We start from the raw sequence: 18301 nt of genomic DNA on the forward strand, positions 1-18301 counted from the left end.
TTATTTGCTGTTGCGGGAGTGGTGAGAGTTAGTTCAATTTCAACTTTTATTTCTTGATAAATTGAATTGTCAACCCGTCCCAATAATTCTTTCTGCGTTACAGGATGCCCCCCAATAACTGTATCTTTTCTGCTTAGTCACTATCCAGTGTACCTCAGGAAGCTCTGCGGGAACCCGTCCATAAACCTCTCTGTCAAAATCTTCTTTAATTTCGGCCCTCCTTCGTTCCCAATCCCTGGGAGTTTTTACTTTTGAACCATCTTTAAAAACTAAAGGATCCGGCAGGCTATCGTAGGGAGAAGCTTTTGTCTCATCAGAATTTGCTGCGTTTGGAGCTTCGGGATTACCAGATGGACCCGACCGCAATTCACTAATGTTCAGCTTTTCCATCATTAATTTATGATCTTCGCTGCTTAGCCTATTTATACTATCCCTGAATTTTTGCGAAGGCTGAGAGAAGGACTGGAAGGTACCAATTAGAAAAAGTATCAGGAAATAATGTATTCTTATCATTGAAAAATTTAATTTTCTGCGTGTAAAAATCAGTTTACTCTCGATTAATCTTTGGGTGGGTGGTTATTTCGGATAAATCAATATTTAAACTTCATGAACGCAATCGGTTTCCTTAAATTTAAATTAATTTTATGAAATTCCCCTATCTTTAAACTTCAATTTGATCTCCTAATTCAGTGGCATTTAAGATAAAATTTATTTTACCGTTTTTAATCCTCACCCTTTGCACGTTAGCCGGGTGTAAAAACGAAACAGAGAAAGAACTTACCAAAGGAAACCGTCTCGCACGTGCTAATAGTCCTTACTTACAAGAGCACGCAGATAATCCTGTAGACTGGTATGAATGGGGGCCTGAAGCTCTGGAAAAAGCCAGGGAAGAAGATAAACCTATTATCATTAGTGTTGGTTATGCTTCCTGTCACTGGTGCCATGTCATGGAAAGGGAAAGTTTTATGGATTCAAGTGTAGCAAAAATCATGAATCGTGATTTCGTTTCTATAAAGATTGATCGTGAAGAGCGACCAGATATTGATAAAATTTATATGAATGCAGCACAGTTATTAAACGGTAGTGGGGGCTGGCCATTGAATGCAGTAACTCTTCCAAATGGGAAGCCCTTTTTCGCAGGAACATATTTTCCACCTGAAGAATGGAAAAACATTTTAACCCAAATTGCTAAAGCTTATAAAGAAAATAAGGAGCCCTTAATTAAGACCGCAAATGCTTTAACTGAAGGAATTAAGAGTACAAACAAACTGGGGGATCTTGGAATGAAGCAAAATAAGATTTCCAAGGATGATTATATTGCTTTAATGGAAGCGTGGGAGCCAAAGTTTGACACTGCAAAAGGGGGTTACAGGGGTGAGGAGAAGTTTCCATTACCCGTAAGCTGGGATGCACTTCTACAGTATTACTATCTTACCGAAAACGAAAAAGCCCTGGAAATGGTTAAGACAACGCTTGATAATCTTGCCAGGGGAGGAATTTACGATCAGTTAGGTGGCGGTTTTTCAAGATACACCACAGATCCCGATTGGTTGATTCCGCATTTCGAAAAGATGCTTTACGATAACGCCCAATTAATAAGCTTATACTCTAAAGCGTATAAAGTTATTCCATCAGAAGAATATAAAAATGTTATAGTCGAAACCATTCAATTCGTAGAACGGGAACTGTCAAATAATGAAGGTGGTTTCTACTCTTCTTTAAATGCCGATACAGATGGTGAAGAAGGAAAATATTACGTTTGGTCTTTGGAAGAACTGCGCAATACTTTAGCTCCTTCTGAAATTGATTTGGTTACTAACTATTTCAATATTGAACCCTACGGAAACTGGGAAAGAGGGAAAAATATACTTTTTCGAAAATCCTCGATGGAAGAATTTGCACGTCGCGAAGGTGTGGATTACAGCAAGCTCCAAACTTCTCTCAATGAGGCCCGAAAAAAGCTTTTGAAACAACGACAAACCAGAATACAGCCCAGTGTGGATGATAAATCTCTAACCTCATGGAATGCCCTAATGATCGAAGCATATTTGGAGGCCTTTTTAGCTCTTAATAATCCCGAATATCTTCAAAGGGCAATAGATGGTGCTAATTTCCTAAACGAAAAAATGCTTAGTCCGGATAGTAGTTTATGGAGGAGTTATAAAGATGGGAAAGGCAGGATTGCTGCTTTTCTCGATGATTATGCAATGCTTAGCCAGGCATATATTCATCTTTACCAAATCACTCTGGAAAAGGAGTGGCTTACAAAGGCGAACAAAATTGTCGATTATGCTATCAGCAATTTTAGGGATGACACAAGCGGAATGTTTTATTATACTTCAAAAACCAATAACAACCTGGTTGCGCAAAAAATGGAATTGGATGATAACGTAATTCCCTCATCTAATTCTGTTATGGCGAAAAATCTTTTTATCCTGGGGACACTTTTGGAACAGGAAGAATACTTAAAGATGAGTGAGAAAATGATGAGCCAAATGTATGATCTCACAATGGAAGACCCTTCTTTTTACGCGAATTGGACAAAGTTAATGGGTACAAATGCTTTTGGTGCGTATGAAATTGCCATTGTAGGACATAGTGCCCAACAAAAGAATTTTCAGGTTCAAAACGAGTACTTGCCTACCTCTATTTTTATGGGAGGCAATGAAGAAAATTTACCACTCCTCGAGAATAAACTTGTAGAGGGGGAAACCTTGATCTACGTATGTCAGAATAAAACGTGCAAATACCCTGTGAGTTTAGCAGAAGAAGCCATAGAAATTATAGGAAAGTACCATAGTGGCAGGGAAGAAAGTACAAACATTTGGAACTAATTTCTTCTTTTTCCAAGGAGAGAGTTTTTTTTAAAAGTTTTCGGGATTAAAAGGGGTAACTGTAACGATGCTTATAATCTCTGAACTCCCCGCAATCGCTTGTTAAATTAAATGTGGTTCCTGTCTGGCTGAATTTGGTATTATTAAACATTTTTAAAAAAACAAAGCTGATAAAACATTTGCTTTATCAGCTTTAATTTTTAGACAGATATTTCTACCAGATCATTGTTCTGGGGAAGTGCTTCTAAGGGAAAAGGATAAGACTTCTTCTGAGGGAGCTATTCCCATTCCTTCCACTCTCAATTTTGCTGAAGGATCATTCCCTTCTGTTTTAGATTTGGTATTTCACCTGCCAAAACCGGAAATCGAAAAAGTGTCCTTATATAGAATCAAATAGACCCTTTATAAAGACACTTTTAAGCTATTGATTATCATTTGCATAGGAAGTAATAGTTTCTATACTACCGTCTTCCTTATGTTGTAGTTCTGCCATTTTCATACTTCTTAAATAGGTCTTACCTCCTGAAAGTGAACTGTCATGGTAGAAGAGATACCATTTACCTTCAAATTCTACAATTGAATGGTGATTGGTCCAGCCAAGCACGGGTTCTAATATTACCCCCTGATAAGTAAATGGGCCATAGGGGCTGTCGCTTAGTGGCATAAGCAATATTATGTGTATCACCTGTTGAGTATGAGAAATAATAGGTGTCGTTATATTTATGTACCCACGCGGCTTCAAAAAATCTTCTTTCATTATCTCCTGTGCTTAGAGGATTTCCGTCCTTATCCAAAATTTGTACATCCCGCAGTTCTTCAGCAAAACCGAGCATATCATCACTCATGCGGGCCACTTTGGGACTTAGGGCAGGTTCATCATCTGCTGGATAAACATCTTCTTCGCCCTGATATTCATTATTACGGTACCGTTGCAGCTGGCCACCCCATATACCGCCCAGGTACATGTAATATTTCCCATCTGTATCTTTATAAACTGCGGGATCTATACTATAACTTTTTGCTATTGGTTCTTTTTGAGCAGTAAACGGTCCTGCAGGAGAGTCACTTGTTGCAACGCCAATTCTAAAGATATCCTTTTCATCTTTTGCGGGAAAATAAAGATAGTATTTGCCATTTTTTTCTGCTGCATCTGGAGCCCACATTTGTCGTTTAGCCCAGGCAACATCTTTTACATCAAGTACCACCCCGTGATCTGTTACTTTTCCTCCAATACTGTCCATAGAGTATACGTGATAATCTTTCATATCAAAGTGAGCTCCAGTGTCATCTTCAGGAATACCTGAATCCCAGTCATGAGAAGGATAGATATATATTTTTCCATCAAATACGTGGGCCGATGGATCGGCTGTATAATTATCTGTCACTAAGGGTTCCGAAGCGAATTTGGGTAGGGTATCGTTAGAAAGATTTGTGGTGTCTTCTGGAGCTCCTTCGGTCTGGCTTGAATTATTTTCATTTTTGCAACCTGTAATTGCAAGAATTGACAAGGTGAACAAAGCGGATTTGTAAAAGGGAGTTTTTTTCTTTTCCATTTAAGTTAAATTAAATAATTAGGAATGTTTGTTATAAAAGATGGTTACTATGCTAAAAATAGGTATTTTTTATCAATCGTATTCGTGTAAATTTTATTTTTTTAATATGTTAACAGCAATGATATGAGTGGTTTGTATCCCCAAATGACAATATTTTAAACTTATTTCTGGTTTTTTTAAAGCAACCGATTGTGTGAGTATTAGTTTGAAAAATTATCTCTGTTTAATATCAGATTGATGTGAAGCAGCTTGTAGTAAAAAGAACCCATGAATGAGTAACTGTGGCTCTTTAAAACTATTTAAAGCCACTTAGTAAGCTACCGCAGGACTGGAGGGTCAACCTTTATAAAAAAAGCGTGTTTCACCTACTTTCTTCAGCCAAATGAACTGAGGTGTAAAAAAGACGAGGCAGTAGATCTCCAAATATAAAAGTAGCTTTCAAGTAATTGGAGTTTATTCAGAAAATAAAAAATGAAGCGGTACACACCTTTTTCCTTTAAAATGTACCGCTTTCATCTTTGGTCATATAAAATTTTAAAAAGAATTGGCAACAATTTGTTCGAATAGCTCCTGCTGTCCGCTTATTTGTCTTGGCTCTCCGCCATCTTTTGCGATCTTGCTCAGTTCTTCCAGGGAAAGTTCTCCTTTTTCAAACTTAGCACCATTACCGCTGTCAAAGGATTCATAACGCTTTCTTCGTAATTCCTTATAATTGGAATTTTGAAGAATATTATCAGCTGCTATAAGTCCGCGTGCAAAGGTATCCATACCTACTACATGGGCAATAAACTTATCTTCAAGATCTGTTGAATTCCTTCTTACTTTGGCATCGAAATTAATACCACCACCCTGAATTCCTCCTCCTTCAAGGATGATGAGCATAGCCTGGGTGATCTCAAAAACATCTATAGGAAACTGGTCTGTATCCCAGCCATTTTGATAGTCACCTCTGTTTGCATCTATACTACCCAACATTCCCGCATCAACGGCTACCTGTAATTCATGTTCAAAAGTATGACCTGCAAGGGTAGCATGGTTCACCTCAAGGTTTAATTTGAAATCATTTTCAAGACCGTATTTATTGATAAAAGCCAGGGAAGTAGCTGCATCATAATCATACTGGTGCTTGGTAGGTTCCATAGGTTTAGGCTCGATAAGGAAATTTCCTTTAAAGCCCTGGCTACGTGCATAATCTTTACAGGTATTTAAAAATCTTCCAAGATGATCCTGCTCGCGTTTCATATCTGTATTTAAAAGGCTCATATAACCTTCACGGCCACCCCAGAAAACGTAATTTTCACCTCCAAGGGCAATAGTAGCATCTATGGCAATTTTAGCCTGTGCCCCGGCATAAGCCAGTACATCAAAATTGGGATTGGTAGCGGCTCCATTCATGTATCGGGTATTACTGAAAAGGTTTGATGTTCCCCACAATAATTTTATTCCCGTTTCCTGTTGTTTTTGCTTGGCGTAATCCACCATTGTTTGCAACCTCTTCTCAAATTCTCCCAGCGTGGGAGCATCATCTACTACATCAACGTCATGGAAACAATAGAATTCCAGTCCAAGTTTTTGAATAAATTCGAAAGCCGCATCCATTTTGTCTTTGGCCCTGGTGATTGCGTCACTGCTCTTATCCCATTCAAAAACTTCAGTAGGTCCTCCAAAAGGATCTGATCCTGTATTGTTTAAGGTATGCCAGTAGGCCATCGCAAACCGCGTATGCTCCTTCAGGGTTTTACCTGCAACTACTTTATTCTCATCGTAATATTTAAAAGCTAAAGGATTGTTACTCCCTTTCCCTTCAAACTTGACTTTTTCTACGTTTTTAAAAAATTTGTTCTCCATGATCATTGTTTTATTTTAATATTTGCTTTCCATTCTTCGTAAATTTCCTGGTACTGTAAAGAGAGCTCCTTTTGTGGCTCAATAGTATCAAGACACTTTAAGCTATTAAAGGCTTCTTCGAATTGGGAATAAAATCCATAACCATAAGCTGCACCCCTGGCAGCGCCTTCAGATCCCGATGTATTGTAAAGTTCTAAAGTTGTTTGAGTGGTACTGGTGAAAATTTCCCTGAAGACCGGGCTTAAAAATAGATTTTCCTTTCCTGCCCTGATAACCTGCCCGGTTGCCCCGAGAGACTTCATTACTTCAAAGCCGTAATTCATGGCAAATACAATTCCCTCACAGGCAGATCTTACCAGGTGTGCGGGTTTATGTATGTTGAAGTTAAGATTTTCAATTCCGGAATTCACTTCTTTATTATTAAAAATTCTTTCAACTCCATTTCCAAAAGGATAGAATCTTAAACCATCACTTCCGGGATCTACTTTTGAAGCCTCGGCATTTAATTTTTCATAAGAAACCATTTCCTCCCGGCCATAGGATAGTAATTTTCTAAGCCATTGATAGGTGATTCCTGATCCATTAATACAAAGCAGGACACCGTTAGATTTTTGAAGTTCTGTGTCGTTAACGTGTAAAAAAGTATTAATTCTGTTTTGTGCATCGCCTGTATTTTCATCAGTAACAGCATACATTACTGCAGAAGTACCTGCCGTGGTGGCGATATCCCCGCTTTTAAGAACATTCAGGGAAAAAGCATTATTTGGTTGATCTCCTGCGCGATAAGTAATTTTAACTTCGGAAGCAAGGCCTAATTCTGCAGCCATTTCAGCACTAACTGTTGCCTGATGGCCAAAGTTGGGAACAACCTCAGGAATAAGATCTATGGAAATCTCCATTTGATCTAAAACCTGTGAGGCAATTTTACCTTTAGAAAAATCCCATAATGCTGCTTCAGATAATCCTGAAGTACTTATTTGAGGAACTCCCGATAGTTTTGCGGCAATAAAGTCGCCGGGGAGCATCATAAATGAAGCCTTTTTAAAAACTTCCGGCTCGTTATCTTTTACCCATTTAAGCTTTGATGCTGTAAAATTTCCTGGGCTCCCTAAGATCTGGCTCTGGCAAACTTCAGCTCCTATAGCCTGGTATACCTTATTTCCAATTTCCACCGCCCTGCTATCGCACCAAATTATCGATGGACGTACCGGGTTTAGTTTATCATCAGTAAGCACCAGTCCGTGCATTTGATAAGCTATTCCTATTCCCTTTATTTTTTTGAGATCTATATTGTTCTTTTCTTTAAGCAGTCCAAATCCCTGTTTCACATATTCCCACCACATGTTGGGATCCTGCTCTGCCCAACCAAACCTGGGGGCTTGAATTTCCATTTCATTTTCCGGAACTTTAACCGAACATATGCTTAAGCCCTTATCCCCATCTAAAATTGATAATTTAATTGAAGAGCTACCAAGATCTATCCCTAAGAAGTACATAAAATTTAATTTTAATTATTCAATTTCCTTATTACCCCTCCAGATCTCTTCCATATCTTCCAGAGTTCTTCCTTTTGTCTCAGGAACAAATTTCCAGATAAATAATCCCGAGAGTACAGCCATGCCACCATAAATCCAGTATGGAAATCCCTGGTTGAAGGTCTCTACAAGGAAGCTGTTGTTGTTCATCATAGGGAAGGTCCAGGAAACAAGTAAATTTGCCAGCCATTGTACAGCTACTGCAACCGCCATTACCCCTTTAATGGAATTAGGGAAAATTTCTGAAAGTAAAACCCATACCACCGGGCCCCAGGACATAGCAAAAGCGGCGATATATAACAGCATAAGCAATAATGCAAGCATACCAGTATTCCCGGTATATAAAGCAAAGCCAAGGCCAATCATACTAAAAGCCATTACAGCACTACCAATCATCATCAATTTTTTACGGCCAAAATTGTCCACACTAAAAATGGCCACTACAGTAAAGATCATATTGATCGCCCCCACAATAATGGTTTGCAGCAAGGAAGCATCGGTTTCCATTCCCATACCGCGGAATATTTCAGGCGCGTAATACAGTACTACATTAATACCTACAAACTGCTGAAAAACTGAAAGTAGCAGACCAATTACAACTACTCCCCATCCAAATGCCAGCCAGTGTGCTTTTTTTACGCTGAAAGAGGCTTTTATATCCCTAAGTATATTCCGGGCATTTTCAGGAGGATTAAGTTTATTTAAAACCTTCATAGCTTCTTCATCCTTGCCCTTCATTACCTGAAATCTGGGAGTTTTTGGAACCAGAAGCAAGCATATAAAAAACAGAAAAGATGGAATACTTTCTGAAAGGAACATTTGACGCCAGCCTGTCGCATCTATCCATTCCTCACTTTGCCCCTGCACAATAAAATAGTTAACGAAGTATACTACCATCATACCTGTAACGATTGCGAGCTGATAAAAAGAAACAAGTTTTCCGCGAATTTTCGCAGGGGCCATTTCGGCAATGTATAAGGGGGCAAGCATACTGGCGAGTCCCACCCCAATTCCTCCAACAATTCTATACAGGATAAAGGAGGAGAGAGAACTTCCAAAGAAAAAATTCATCCCATCGGGATAGGCTGAACCAACGGCTGATAATAGAAAAAGAAAGGCTGCAAGTAAAAGCCCGTTCCTCCTACCAATAGAGTTAGCTGTTTTATCACCTAATGCAGCTCCAATTATACACCCTACCAGGGCACTGCTTACCATAAACCCTAAAATGGAATTTTTTAAATTTTCGGTTAGTACGCCTGGAAGTGTGAGGAACTGGAAATAATAAATTGCACCTCCAAGGAGTAGTATAAGAGCGATAATTCCTATAGCTGTTCCTCGTTTAAAGAATTTAAGAATGAAGGAAGCGAAAAGTATACCTATTGCCAGGATACAAATACTTATGATTATTTTAAATTCCAAAATTGCCTGAAGGGCCAGTTGAGGATCCTGTTCAAGGCTTCTTATAAAAAAATTATTAAGAGCCCCTACGGCGCCTGAGATTACCGCCGTATCATAGCCAAAAAGGAGGCCGCCAAGACTGGCAACAACGGTAATCAACACAATGTATTTACTGTTAAAAGTTTGAGGTTCTGCCATTATCAATATCCTTATGGTTACTATGACCACAAGTTTAAATATTTATTTTTAATTTAGCAATTAATTGATGCTAATATTAAAGGAATATTAAAATTAATCCTGTGGATTAGTTTTATCTTAAAAGATAGCGGAAGAAAAAATTTATCCTGAGTGTAAATTGGTTATAAACTGGAATGAACAGAGGTTATTTAAATATAGAATCAGGTATGTTATTAAATCCTGAAGGAATGGGTTCAATAACTATAGATTGTACCATATTTGGGTTTGAAAATGGAGAGCTTGAGGTGCTTTTGGTGAAGCATGCACAGGGAATAAGTCAGGGAAAATGGGGACTTCCGGGAGGGTGGATACAGGAAAAAGAAGGGATTGATGCTGCTGCTCACAGGTTATTGCGGGAAGTCGCAGGACTTGAGAATATTTATTTAGAGCAGTTAAAAGCTTTTGGAGAGCCGGATCGTTTTCCTTTAGGGAGAGTAATTACCGTAGCCTACTATGCGCTGGTTAAGAGAGAGGAGTATCCCGCAAGGGCAGGTTTCACTGCTTCTGAAGCCAAATGGTTCAACATAAAAGATGCTCCTGAGTTGATTTATGATCACACTGAAATCCTGGAGTATAGTCTGGAAAATCTAAGGAAAAAAGTAAGACAGGCTCCAATTGGTTTTAGTCTTTTGCCCGAAAAATTTACTCTCCTGCAACTCATGCAACTTTATGAACGTATTCTGGGCATAGAGATGGATAAGCCTAACTTTAGAAGGAAGTTTTTACGAATGAAATTACTCGTTGACGTAAATGAAAAGCAGAAAGATGTCTCACATCGGGCAGCAAAGCTTTATAAGTTTGATGAGGAGATCTATAAAAAATTAACTAAGCGAGGTTTTAACTTTGAGTTTTAAAAAAATTTAGGAAAAGTGGAAGAAGTTAATTAAAAATAGTGCCCTACATTGATCGAAAATGTTTATTTTTAATCTTCTAATTTAATTTATCTCAGCCTAGAGCTACTTTCAATAACTTTTCCATGAAGAAAAAGGAAGTTACTATTTATGATTTGGCAAAAGAGCTGAATTTTTCTCCTTCTACAATTTCCCGGGCACTAAATAATCACAAGAGTATTGGAAAAAAAACCACTAAAGAAGTGCAGAAAACGGCTGCACGTTTAGGATACCGTCCCAATACCCTTGCAGCTAGCCTGCGCAGCAACAAGAGCAAGACCATTGGAATAATGATCGCAAGGATCAATAGTCCCTTTATGTCTACTCTTATTAGCGGTATAGAGGATGCTGCAAGAAGGGGCAATTATAACGTTCTTATAAGCCAGTCAAATGAGAGTTATGAAAATGAGGTAAATAATGCTAAAGCTCTATATGATAGTAGGGTAGGGGGGTTAATAGTTTCCTTAGCAATGGAAACAAAAGACACAAGCCACTTTAAGCAGTTTTTAGAAAAGAATATTCCGGTTGTTTTTGTAGATAGGGTTCCTAAGGAATTTAATTCTTACCGGGTCATCATTGATAATTATGCTGCGGGATACCGGGCAGCAAAACACTTAATAGAACAAGGCTGTACCCGAATTGCTCATTTTGCCGGAGCCCAACACGTAGAGGTTTACAAACTCCGGAAAAAGGGATATGTAGATGCACTACAGGAGAGTGGTTTGGAAGTCGATGAGAGTTTAATTATCAAATTAAAGACTCTGAGTTTAGAAGAAGGCAGTGAAGCTATGGAAAATCTTTTAAATATGGAACGTCCACCTAACGGGCTCTTTTCAGCTAATGATACTGCTGCAGTTGGTGCTATCTTATTGGCTAAACAAAAAGGGATTCGAATTCCACAGGATCTTGCAATTATTGGTTTTAATGATGATCCTGTCACCTCCATCGTAGAGCCTTCTCTTTCAACAGTTTCTCATCCTGCCCGTAAAATGGGAGAGCTCTCTGCTCAAAAAATATTAGAGCATTCAAGGGACAATTTAGGATCCAGTATTTCTGAAATTACAATGCTCGACACAGAAGTTATTGTTAGGGATTCCAGCAGAAGGAAACCTTCCTAAAACCCAAAAACTTTGGGTAACCACAAGCTTAGCGCAGGGAAAAGTATCACCAGAATTAACGAAACTAACATTCCTGCAAAAAGAGGTAATAAAGGTTTTACCACTTTTTGTATAGTTGTGCTTAAGCAACCCCAACTCCAATAAATAGTACTGCTCCCACAGGAGGAGTGCATAACCCAATGCATAAGTTTAACACCATTATTACTCCAAAATGTACCGGGTCAATTCCCATGGCTACAGCTACAGGTAGAAAAATGGGAGTAAAAATTAAAACAGCGGGGGTCATATCCATAAAAATCCCAATAAATAAAAGAATTAGATTTATAAGAATCATTACAACTATAGGATTGTCACTAAAAGACAACAATGCAGAAGTGACTTCCTGCGGAATGTTTTCATAAGACATTACCCAGGACATAGCGATGGACATGGCGATTAAAAGCATTACCAGGGAAATGGTACCAACTGATTGAACCAAAACAACTTTTAGATTTTTCAGGTTCAATTCTTTATACAAAAATGCCAACAGGAGACAGTAAATTACTGCTACTGAAGAAGCTTCGGTAGCAGTGAAAATTCCGCCTACTATTCCTCCAATAATAATGATCAAAAGTAGCAAACTGGGAAGTGCATCAAGAAAAGACTTAAAAATATGTGCGGCTGAACTTCTTTTAGAAGTTGGAAATCCTTTTTTCGAGCCCAAATGAGAGCGATGATCATTAAAATTAATCCTGTTAATATTCCGGGTATATATCCAGCAAGAAATAAAGCTCCAATACTTACCCCACCACTGGCAAGGGAGTATATAATGAAGATATTACTTGGCGGAATTAATAAAGCCCGGTAGTTGCTGCTGTAACATTTACTGCTACCCCGTACTCCCTGGTATAGCCTTCTTTCTCCATTCTCTCAGACATAAAACTGCCTATTGCTGCGGCTGCCGCACCTGCAGAGCCTGCAATAGCTCCAAACATCATGGCTGCAACTATATTCACATGGGCCAGACCGCCAGGGAGGGAGCCTACCAGCGATTTCGCAAATTCTATAAGGCGTTTTGCAATTCCACCGCTGTTCATAATATGTCCAGCGAGAATGAAAAACGGAATAGCAAGAAGAGAAAAGCTGTCAAGGCTTAGTGACTACACGTTGGGAAATAGTCGTAAAAGCCGCAATTGAATCTATGCTGAACAAAATGGTAAACAGTGAGGCAATTCCTATACTCCAGGCAATTGGAACACGTATCCCTACTAGAACAATGAAAATTACTATAAGCATAAAAATTTCCATTAGTCAATAAGTTTTAGAGCTTTACGGGCATCCAGGATGGCCAAAATTTTAAAGTAAATAATTAAAGCTCCTGCAACAGGGAGTACGAGGTAAACATAACCCATAGGGATTTCAAGAGCAGCTGAAGTTTGTCCCAGCTTAAAAGAAATATATATATAACGCAGTCCTCCTACGAGAAAGGTTACAAAAACAAATACTGTGATAATAATACTGGTCATAATATCCAGTAAAAACTTTTTCTTTTTTGAAAAGGTTGCTGGTAAGAGATCAATTGCTATATGGGCATTTTTACCGGAAACATAGGCGGCTCCAAGGATACTTACCCAAATAAGCATAAACCTGGCAAGCTCATCTGTCCAGGTACTTTGGTCGTCGTAAATATAACGTGTCAATACGCCCCAAAGAACACTTAGCAACATTACGATTAATAGAATAACCACGATCCATTCCAGCAATAGATTTAGATTCTTCCGCATTAATTCAATTCTTTAATTTCCTGTACTAATTGATACAAAGCTTTGTCCCTGGTTTTGAGATCTTCTATAAGAACCAGACTTTTTTCCCTGAAAAGCCCCTTATTTGGATAGGTAATGTTCACTCCTGCTGCTGTAATTTCTTTTAAAGCTTCTGTCTCTGCTTCTTCCCAAAGTTCCCTTTGTTTTATAGCAGCTTCCCGGGCACTTTCCTGTAGCCACTTTTGTTCATCGGTGGTAAGGCTATCATATATTAGAGTACTTATTACAAGAATGTCAGGAATAGAGGTATGTTCATCTACAGAAAATTCCTTGGCAATTTCGTAGTGCCTGGAGGAATAGAAACTCGGGAGATTGTTTTCAGCTCCATCAACCACTCCTTGTTGCAGGGAGGTGTAGAGTTCTCCCCAGGACACAGGGGTAGGTGAACCTCCCAATGTTTTCACAAGATTAATGGCAGTGGGACTCTCCATTACCCTAATTTTTAAACCTTCAAGATTTTCAGGTCTTGTGATCTTTGTGTTTTTAGTATAAAATGACCTGCTGCCTGCATCAAAATAAGTAAGACCTTTAAGCCAGTATTGTTTTCCTTCAGCTAACAGTTCCTGTCCAAGCTCGCTATCGTACAATTGGTATCTGTGTTCTTTGTCTCTGAACAAATAAGGATAACCAAAAACCTGTAGTTTAGGAGAAAAATTTTCCATTACGGCAGAAGAAACTTTGGTCATAGCCAGGCTGCCAATTTGTAAAAGTTCCAGGCTTTCTCTTTCTCCTCCCAATTGACCGCTGGGATAAATTTCTATAATTAACTTTCCTCCCGACTTCTCACGCACCCTTTTTGCAAAAAATTCCATTGCTATGTGAACAGGGTGAGACAATCCCAGGCTATGCCCCAGTTTAAGGAATTTTGTCTCATTTTCCTTTTGACAGGAGAAGCAGGATAAAACAAGAAAGATAAGCGTCAGCCGTTTTTTCATTCGTTCCTAACTTCAGAAATTATCTTCAGAACATTTGACACGTTTTTTTCAAGAGCACTATAATCTCCCTGTTCAATTAAACTTTTGGTTATTAAAGAAGATCCCATTCCCACACAAAATACTCCGGAATCAAACCAGTTTTTAAGATTCTCCCTGTCTGGAGATACACCCCCACTTGGCATAAGGGATGTCCAGGGTTGAGGTCCTTTCACTGCCTTCACGAATTGTGGTCCATATACGGCAGCGGGAAATAGTTTAATAATTTCACAACCTAATTCTTCAGCAATGGAAATTTCATTTAGCGAACCACAACCCGGCAGGTAATGTATTTTTCTGCGGTTACATACCTTTGCAACATCTTCCCTAAGTACCGGACTAACAACAAATTCTGCACCTAATGACATATACAAAGAAGCCGAAGCAGCATCTGTTACAGATCCTACTCCAAGGATCATTTCGGGGCAGTGTTTACGTGAATACCTTATTACTTCAGCAAAAACTTCGTGTGCAAATTCGCCTCTGTTGGTGAACTCAAAAAATCTTGCTCCCCCTTTATAGCAGGCAAGCACAACATCTTTTACAATTTGTGAATTGGCATGGTAAAAAAGTGGAACTAATCCCGTTTCTTTTAATTTTGTAGCTATCTCTGGTCTTGAATGTTTTCTCATAATATTTATCTACTAATTCTACCCGATCTTTCGCCTTTTACAACCCCAAGCACTTCATCCTTACTTACGCGATTGAAATCACCCTGGATTGTATGTTTAAGACTGGATGCGGCAGTGGCAAATTCTAGGGCTTTTTGCTCGTCAAAGCTTTGAAGACCATAAATAAGTGCACCCATGAAACTATCGCTTAGTGCCTACCCGGTCTACAATTGGGAAGATCTCATAAGTATCTGAAGTGTATCCTTTGGAATTACTAAATAGAAATGCTGACCAGGTATGGTGGGATGCATTGATTTCTTTTCTGTTGGTAACGACAATCTTTTCTAAATTCGGGAATTTGTCAATTAAAAGCTTAGTTAGTTCTTCGTTGTTTAACCCTTCTGTTTGAAGAGCAAAAAATTTCTCACAGGGAAAATTTCCTGCCAGGAGGATATGGCTCTGCTGCACAAATTCTGTCATTATTTCCTGTGGATCTACATCATACTGCCAAAGGTTAGCACGATAGTTAAGATCTGCAGATATAGTGATTCCCATTTCGGCTGCAGTTTTTATAGCATCCCGGCAAACATCTGCTGCATTTTTAGAAACGGCAGGAGTAATGCCAGACCAATGAAACCAATCACAGTCCTTTAAAATTTCCCTCCAGTTAAACCATTCCCTTTGAATTTCAGAAAAGGCAGAATAGGCCCGGTCATAAATAATTTTTCCAGAGCGGTTAATTGCGCCCCTTTCCATAAAATAAGACCCAAGCTTTTCTCCTCTATAAATGATATTTGTAGTGCCAACATCATTGAGTATAAGGTCTGCGACTGCTGCTTTTCCAAGATCATTATTAGGAAGAACAGATACAAATTCACTGGGTTTTCCAAAATTTGCAGCTGAAATTAATACGTTTGCTTCACTGCCACCATAGCCAACTTCCAACTTTTCTGCTTGTGAAAACCTTAAATAATTTTCACAGGTTAACCGCATTAGAATTTCGCCAAGGCTTACAAGTTTTTGCATATTACTGTTGTTTTTCCAGTTTTACCAATTCAGGAAATTGAAAATATTCCTTAGCATTGTGATAGCATATATCCTGAATAATTTTGCCAATCCATTCAAAATTTGCAGGAAGTTCTTGCTTCTCTATATCATTCCCGAACAAATTACACAAAATTCTTCTAAAGTATTCATGTCTGGGAACCGATAGAAAACTCCTGCTATCGGTTAACATTCCCACAAAACAACTTATCAATCCCATATTTGAAATCGTATTAAGATGTTTTTCAATACCATCTTTTTGATCCAAAAACCACCAGGCTGCACCGTGCTGGATCTTCCCCTTGGGAGTGTCTCCCATAAAATTTCCTGCCATTGATGCCATTACTTCATTTTCTGCAGGGTTAACATTGTATAATATGGTTTTAGGAAGGGATTTTATTTGATCCAGAGAATTTAGAAATTTTGCCAGGGTCTTTGCCTGCGGGAAATCCCCAATGCTATCTACTCCGGCATTAGCACCCAGATCATTTAACATGCGGGAATTAGTATCCCTAATGGGTCCCAGGTGTAATTGCATTGACCAGTTCCTTAGAGCATAAAATTTACCCAAATGGAACATTAAACCAGATTTAAAAACCAGTACTTCTTCAGTATTAAGTTCACTGTTATCTAATTTTTTCTGAAGGATGTCATTCAATTGTTCATCAGTAAAATCTTCAGCCGGAGTAAATTCAAGACCATGGTCAGAGAGTCTGCAGCCGTGCTCATGGAAATGTTCAACTCTGGCTTCTACTGCCTTCAGGAAAGATTGGATTGTTGTAATTGCTATTCCTGTCTTTTGCTCTATTTCTTTTAAATAATTATTGAACTCTTTACTTTCAATGTTCAACAGCCCGTCCGGCCTAAAGGTGGGAAGGATTTGAATTTCAAAATTATCTTCAGCTATTTGGCGGTGGTATTCAAGATCATCTGCAGGGTCATCGGTCGTGCAAACCACCTTCACCTCCATTTTGCGGAGCAAATTTCGGGTGGAGTAAGCAGGAGTCGAGAGAAGGGAATTACATTGATTAAATATTTTTCGGGCATTGGAAGGGCTCAGGATTTCTGTAATTCCAAAATACCGCTGAAGTTCCAGGTGTGTCCAATGATAGAGAGGATTTCTAAAGGTGTATGGTATGGTTTCAGCCCATTTCTCGAATTTTTCCTCAGCTGTGCTGTCGCCTGTAATATATTTTTCTGGAATCCCCAATGTTCTCATTGCCCGCCATTTATAATGATCACCCTCTATCCAAAGCTCAGTAAGGTTTTGAAAATTTCGATCAGTAGCTATATCTTTTACTGGTAAATGGCAGTGGTAATCAATTATCGGGAGGTGTTTGGCATATTGGTGATACAGCGTTTTTGCAGCCTCAGTTTCCAAAAGGAAATCTTCATCTATAAAATTTTTCATTTATTCAGGTTTGGTTGGCTATTTTAAATGAGGTTATTTGGGAAAAAATTTCAGGAATAACAGGATTTTGGGGAAGTATTTTATTAATTAAAATTATAGGTAAAGTATAATTAAGACTCATAAATCTTTCTCCCGGGTAGAACCTCTGGTTAATATTTTTAAAATTTCTAACTAAAGTATTTTTTCGTGCATCTGGATAACCGTGTAATGTTATAGGGATCATTTTAAAAACGACCCTGAATATAGCTCTTTTCATAAGACATAATAGGGTAAAGAGCATTTGTATTTTGATAATCATTTGGAGGAGATAAGCTTAACAAATTAAACATAAATTTAAATTAAACGCAACCGATTGCGCAATATATTTTGAAGCTATTTTATTTTTGCCTAATTTTCCTTCCGCAACATTTTAAATGTAGATGCGTAACCTCTAATTAGTACCCTATTATGATAAAAAAAATACTCCTTGCAGCCCTTATTATTTGTGGATCGCCAGGGATATTGCTTAAGCACAGGAAGGATATGATCTCTGGTTGCAGTATGATAAAATTGAAGATTCTGGAACCAGGAAAGACTATTTAAAGGTCCTGCAGAACTTAAAAGTTTTTGGTGACAGCCCAACTCTTGAAGTGGCATCCGGGGAGATAAGTAGAGCTTATATGGGTTTATTACAAAAGGACCTTAGATCCCTACCCGATATTAGGCCAAATTCTGTAGTACTGGGAACAAAAGAATTTCTACTTAAGCAGGAATTATAGATCTTCTCGAAAAAAGTTTTTCCGAAATAAATGAAGAAGGTTTTATAGTTAAAAGTATTTCCTACAGGGATTCGCCCATTACCGTAGTTACTCGTAATACTAATGTTGGAGTACTTTATGGTACCTTTAGGTTTATTAAGGAAATGCAGTTGCAAAATAGTATTACAGCATTAAATATACGGGACTCCCCAAAAATCCAATTAAGGGTTCTCAATCATTGGGATAACCTGGATAGGACTGTGGAAAGGGGTTATGCTTAGGTTTCTCAATTTGGGACTGGCACCACCTGCC

General features: G+C 38.5%; 19 protein-coding genes and 1 pseudogene. 5 read left to right on the forward strand and 15 right to left on the reverse strand.

Annotated elements, in window-relative coordinates; translation table 11 throughout:
• Positions 1-69: 69 nt before the first annotated feature.
• Complete coding sequence (locus LZ575_RS17985) at positions 70-513, reverse strand: hypothetical protein (RefSeq protein ID WP_235326221.1); 444 nt, start codon at positions 511-513, stop codon at positions 70-72.
• Positions 514-689: 176 nt separating this feature from the next.
• Between LZ575_RS17985 and LZ575_RS17990 the strand changes: the two genes are divergently transcribed.
• Positions 690-2834, forward strand: a complete 2145-nt coding sequence (locus LZ575_RS17990; protein WP_235326223.1) for a thioredoxin domain-containing protein — start codon at positions 690-692, stop codon at positions 2832-2834.
• A gap of 421 nt (positions 2835-3255) precedes the next feature.
• On the opposite strand, the gene LZ575_RS23965 is transcribed toward LZ575_RS17990, so the two are convergent.
• The 5 genes from LZ575_RS23965 to xylE form a co-directional block, all read right to left on the reverse strand.
• Positions 3256-3438: a hypothetical protein gene (locus LZ575_RS23965; RefSeq protein WP_311195850.1), complete on the reverse strand. Its 183-nt coding sequence runs from the start codon at positions 3436-3438 to the stop codon at positions 3256-3258.
• Positions 3398-4387, reverse strand: coding sequence for a family 43 glycosylhydrolase (locus LZ575_RS17995; RefSeq protein WP_311195852.1), 990 nt, complete (start codon positions 4385-4387; stop codon positions 3398-3400). The genes LZ575_RS23965 and LZ575_RS17995 overlap by 41 nt, the downstream gene beginning before the upstream one ends.
• 534 nt (positions 4388-4921) lie before the next feature.
• Entirely contained in the window at positions 4922-6235 is a 1314-nt protein-coding gene (xylA, locus tag LZ575_RS18000; RefSeq protein ID WP_235326225.1) for a xylose isomerase, read from the reverse strand.
• A 2-nt stretch (positions 6236-6237) separates the two neighbouring features.
• On the reverse strand, positions 6238-7731 hold the full coding sequence (locus LZ575_RS18005) for a xylulokinase (RefSeq protein ID WP_235326227.1): 1494 nt from the start codon (positions 7729-7731) through the stop codon (positions 6238-6240).
• 15 nt (positions 7732-7746) lie between these two features.
• On the reverse strand, positions 7747-9366 hold the full coding sequence (gene xylE, locus LZ575_RS18010) for a D-xylose transporter XylE (RefSeq protein ID WP_235326229.1): 1620 nt from the start codon (positions 9364-9366) through the stop codon (positions 7747-7749).
• Between the two features lie 173 nt (positions 9367-9539).
• On the opposite strand from xylE, the gene LZ575_RS18015 reads away from it, so the two are divergent.
• Positions 9540-10259 (forward strand): NrtR DNA-binding winged helix domain-containing protein, encoded by a 720-nt coding sequence (locus LZ575_RS18015; RefSeq protein ID WP_235326231.1) that lies wholly within the window; start codon positions 9540-9542, stop codon positions 10257-10259.
• A gap of 122 nt (positions 10260-10381) precedes the next feature.
• A complete protein-coding gene (locus LZ575_RS18020; RefSeq protein ID WP_235326233.1) occupies positions 10382-11413 on the forward strand; it encodes a LacI family DNA-binding transcriptional regulator in 1032 nt (343 codons plus the stop codon).
• A 121-nt stretch (positions 11414-11534) separates the two neighbouring features.
• Here the strand turns inward: LZ575_RS18020 and LZ575_RS24385 are convergent.
• From LZ575_RS24385 to uxaC, 9 genes and pseudogenes are all read right to left on the reverse strand, one after another.
• A pseudogene (locus tag LZ575_RS24385) lies at positions 11535-12244 on the reverse strand (TRAP transporter large permease subunit).
• Positions 12244-12489, reverse strand: coding sequence for a TRAP transporter large permease subunit (locus LZ575_RS24390; RefSeq protein WP_409187173.1), 246 nt, complete (start codon positions 12487-12489; stop codon positions 12244-12246). The pseudogene LZ575_RS24385 and the gene LZ575_RS24390 overlap by 1 nt, the downstream one beginning before the upstream one ends.
• 49 nt (positions 12490-12538) lie before the next feature.
• On the reverse strand, positions 12539-12700 hold the full coding sequence (locus tag LZ575_RS24395; protein WP_409187174.1) for a hypothetical protein: 162 nt from the start codon (positions 12698-12700) through the stop codon (positions 12539-12541).
• On the reverse strand, positions 12700-13176 hold the full coding sequence (locus tag LZ575_RS18030; RefSeq protein ID WP_235326235.1) for a TRAP transporter small permease: 477 nt from the start codon (positions 13174-13176) through the stop codon (positions 12700-12702). The genes LZ575_RS24395 and LZ575_RS18030 overlap by 1 nt, the downstream gene beginning before the upstream one ends.
• Entirely contained in the window at positions 13176-14150 is a 975-nt protein-coding gene (locus LZ575_RS18035) for a TRAP transporter substrate-binding protein (protein WP_235326237.1), read from the reverse strand. Before LZ575_RS18035 ends, LZ575_RS18030 begins: the two co-directional genes overlap by 1 nt.
• Positions 14147-14818 (reverse strand): bifunctional 4-hydroxy-2-oxoglutarate aldolase/2-dehydro-3-deoxy-phosphogluconate aldolase, encoded by a 672-nt coding sequence (locus LZ575_RS18040; RefSeq protein ID WP_235326239.1) that lies wholly within the window; start codon positions 14816-14818, stop codon positions 14147-14149. The genes LZ575_RS18035 and LZ575_RS18040 overlap by 4 nt, the downstream gene beginning before the upstream one ends.
• 5 nt (positions 14819-14823) lie before the next feature.
• A complete protein-coding gene (locus LZ575_RS18045; RefSeq protein ID WP_235326241.1) occupies positions 14824-14994 on the reverse strand; it encodes a hypothetical protein in 171 nt (56 codons plus the stop codon).
• Between the two features lie 4 nt (positions 14995-14998).
• On the reverse strand, positions 14999-15823 hold the full coding sequence (locus tag LZ575_RS18050) for a sugar kinase (protein WP_235326243.1): 825 nt from the start codon (positions 15821-15823) through the stop codon (positions 14999-15001).
• Position 15824: 1 nt separating this feature from the next.
• Positions 15825-17252, reverse strand: a complete 1428-nt coding sequence (gene uxaC, locus LZ575_RS18055; protein ID WP_235326245.1) for a glucuronate isomerase — start codon at positions 17250-17252, stop codon at positions 15825-15827.
• A 533-nt stretch (positions 17253-17785) separates the two neighbouring features.
• Between uxaC and LZ575_RS22800 the strand changes: the two genes are divergently transcribed.
• Together LZ575_RS22800 and LZ575_RS22805 are read left to right on the forward strand one after the other, a co-directional pair.
• Positions 17786-18010: an alpha-glucuronidase family glycosyl hydrolase gene (locus tag LZ575_RS22800; protein WP_255702672.1), complete on the forward strand. Its 225-nt coding sequence runs from the start codon at positions 17786-17788 to the stop codon at positions 18008-18010.
• 56 nt (positions 18011-18066) lie between these two features.
• Positions 18067-18270 carry a hypothetical protein gene (locus tag LZ575_RS22805; protein ID WP_255702970.1) on the forward strand — a complete coding sequence of 68 codons (204 nt, stop codon included), beginning with the start codon at positions 18067-18069 and terminating at the stop codon, positions 18268-18270.
• The last annotated feature ends 31 nt before the right edge of the window (positions 18271-18301 follow it).

It is taken from the genome of Antarcticibacterium sp. 1MA-6-2 (genome assembly GCF_021535135.1).
Taxonomy (GTDB): Bacteria; Bacteroidota; Bacteroidia; order Flavobacteriales; family Flavobacteriaceae; genus Gillisia.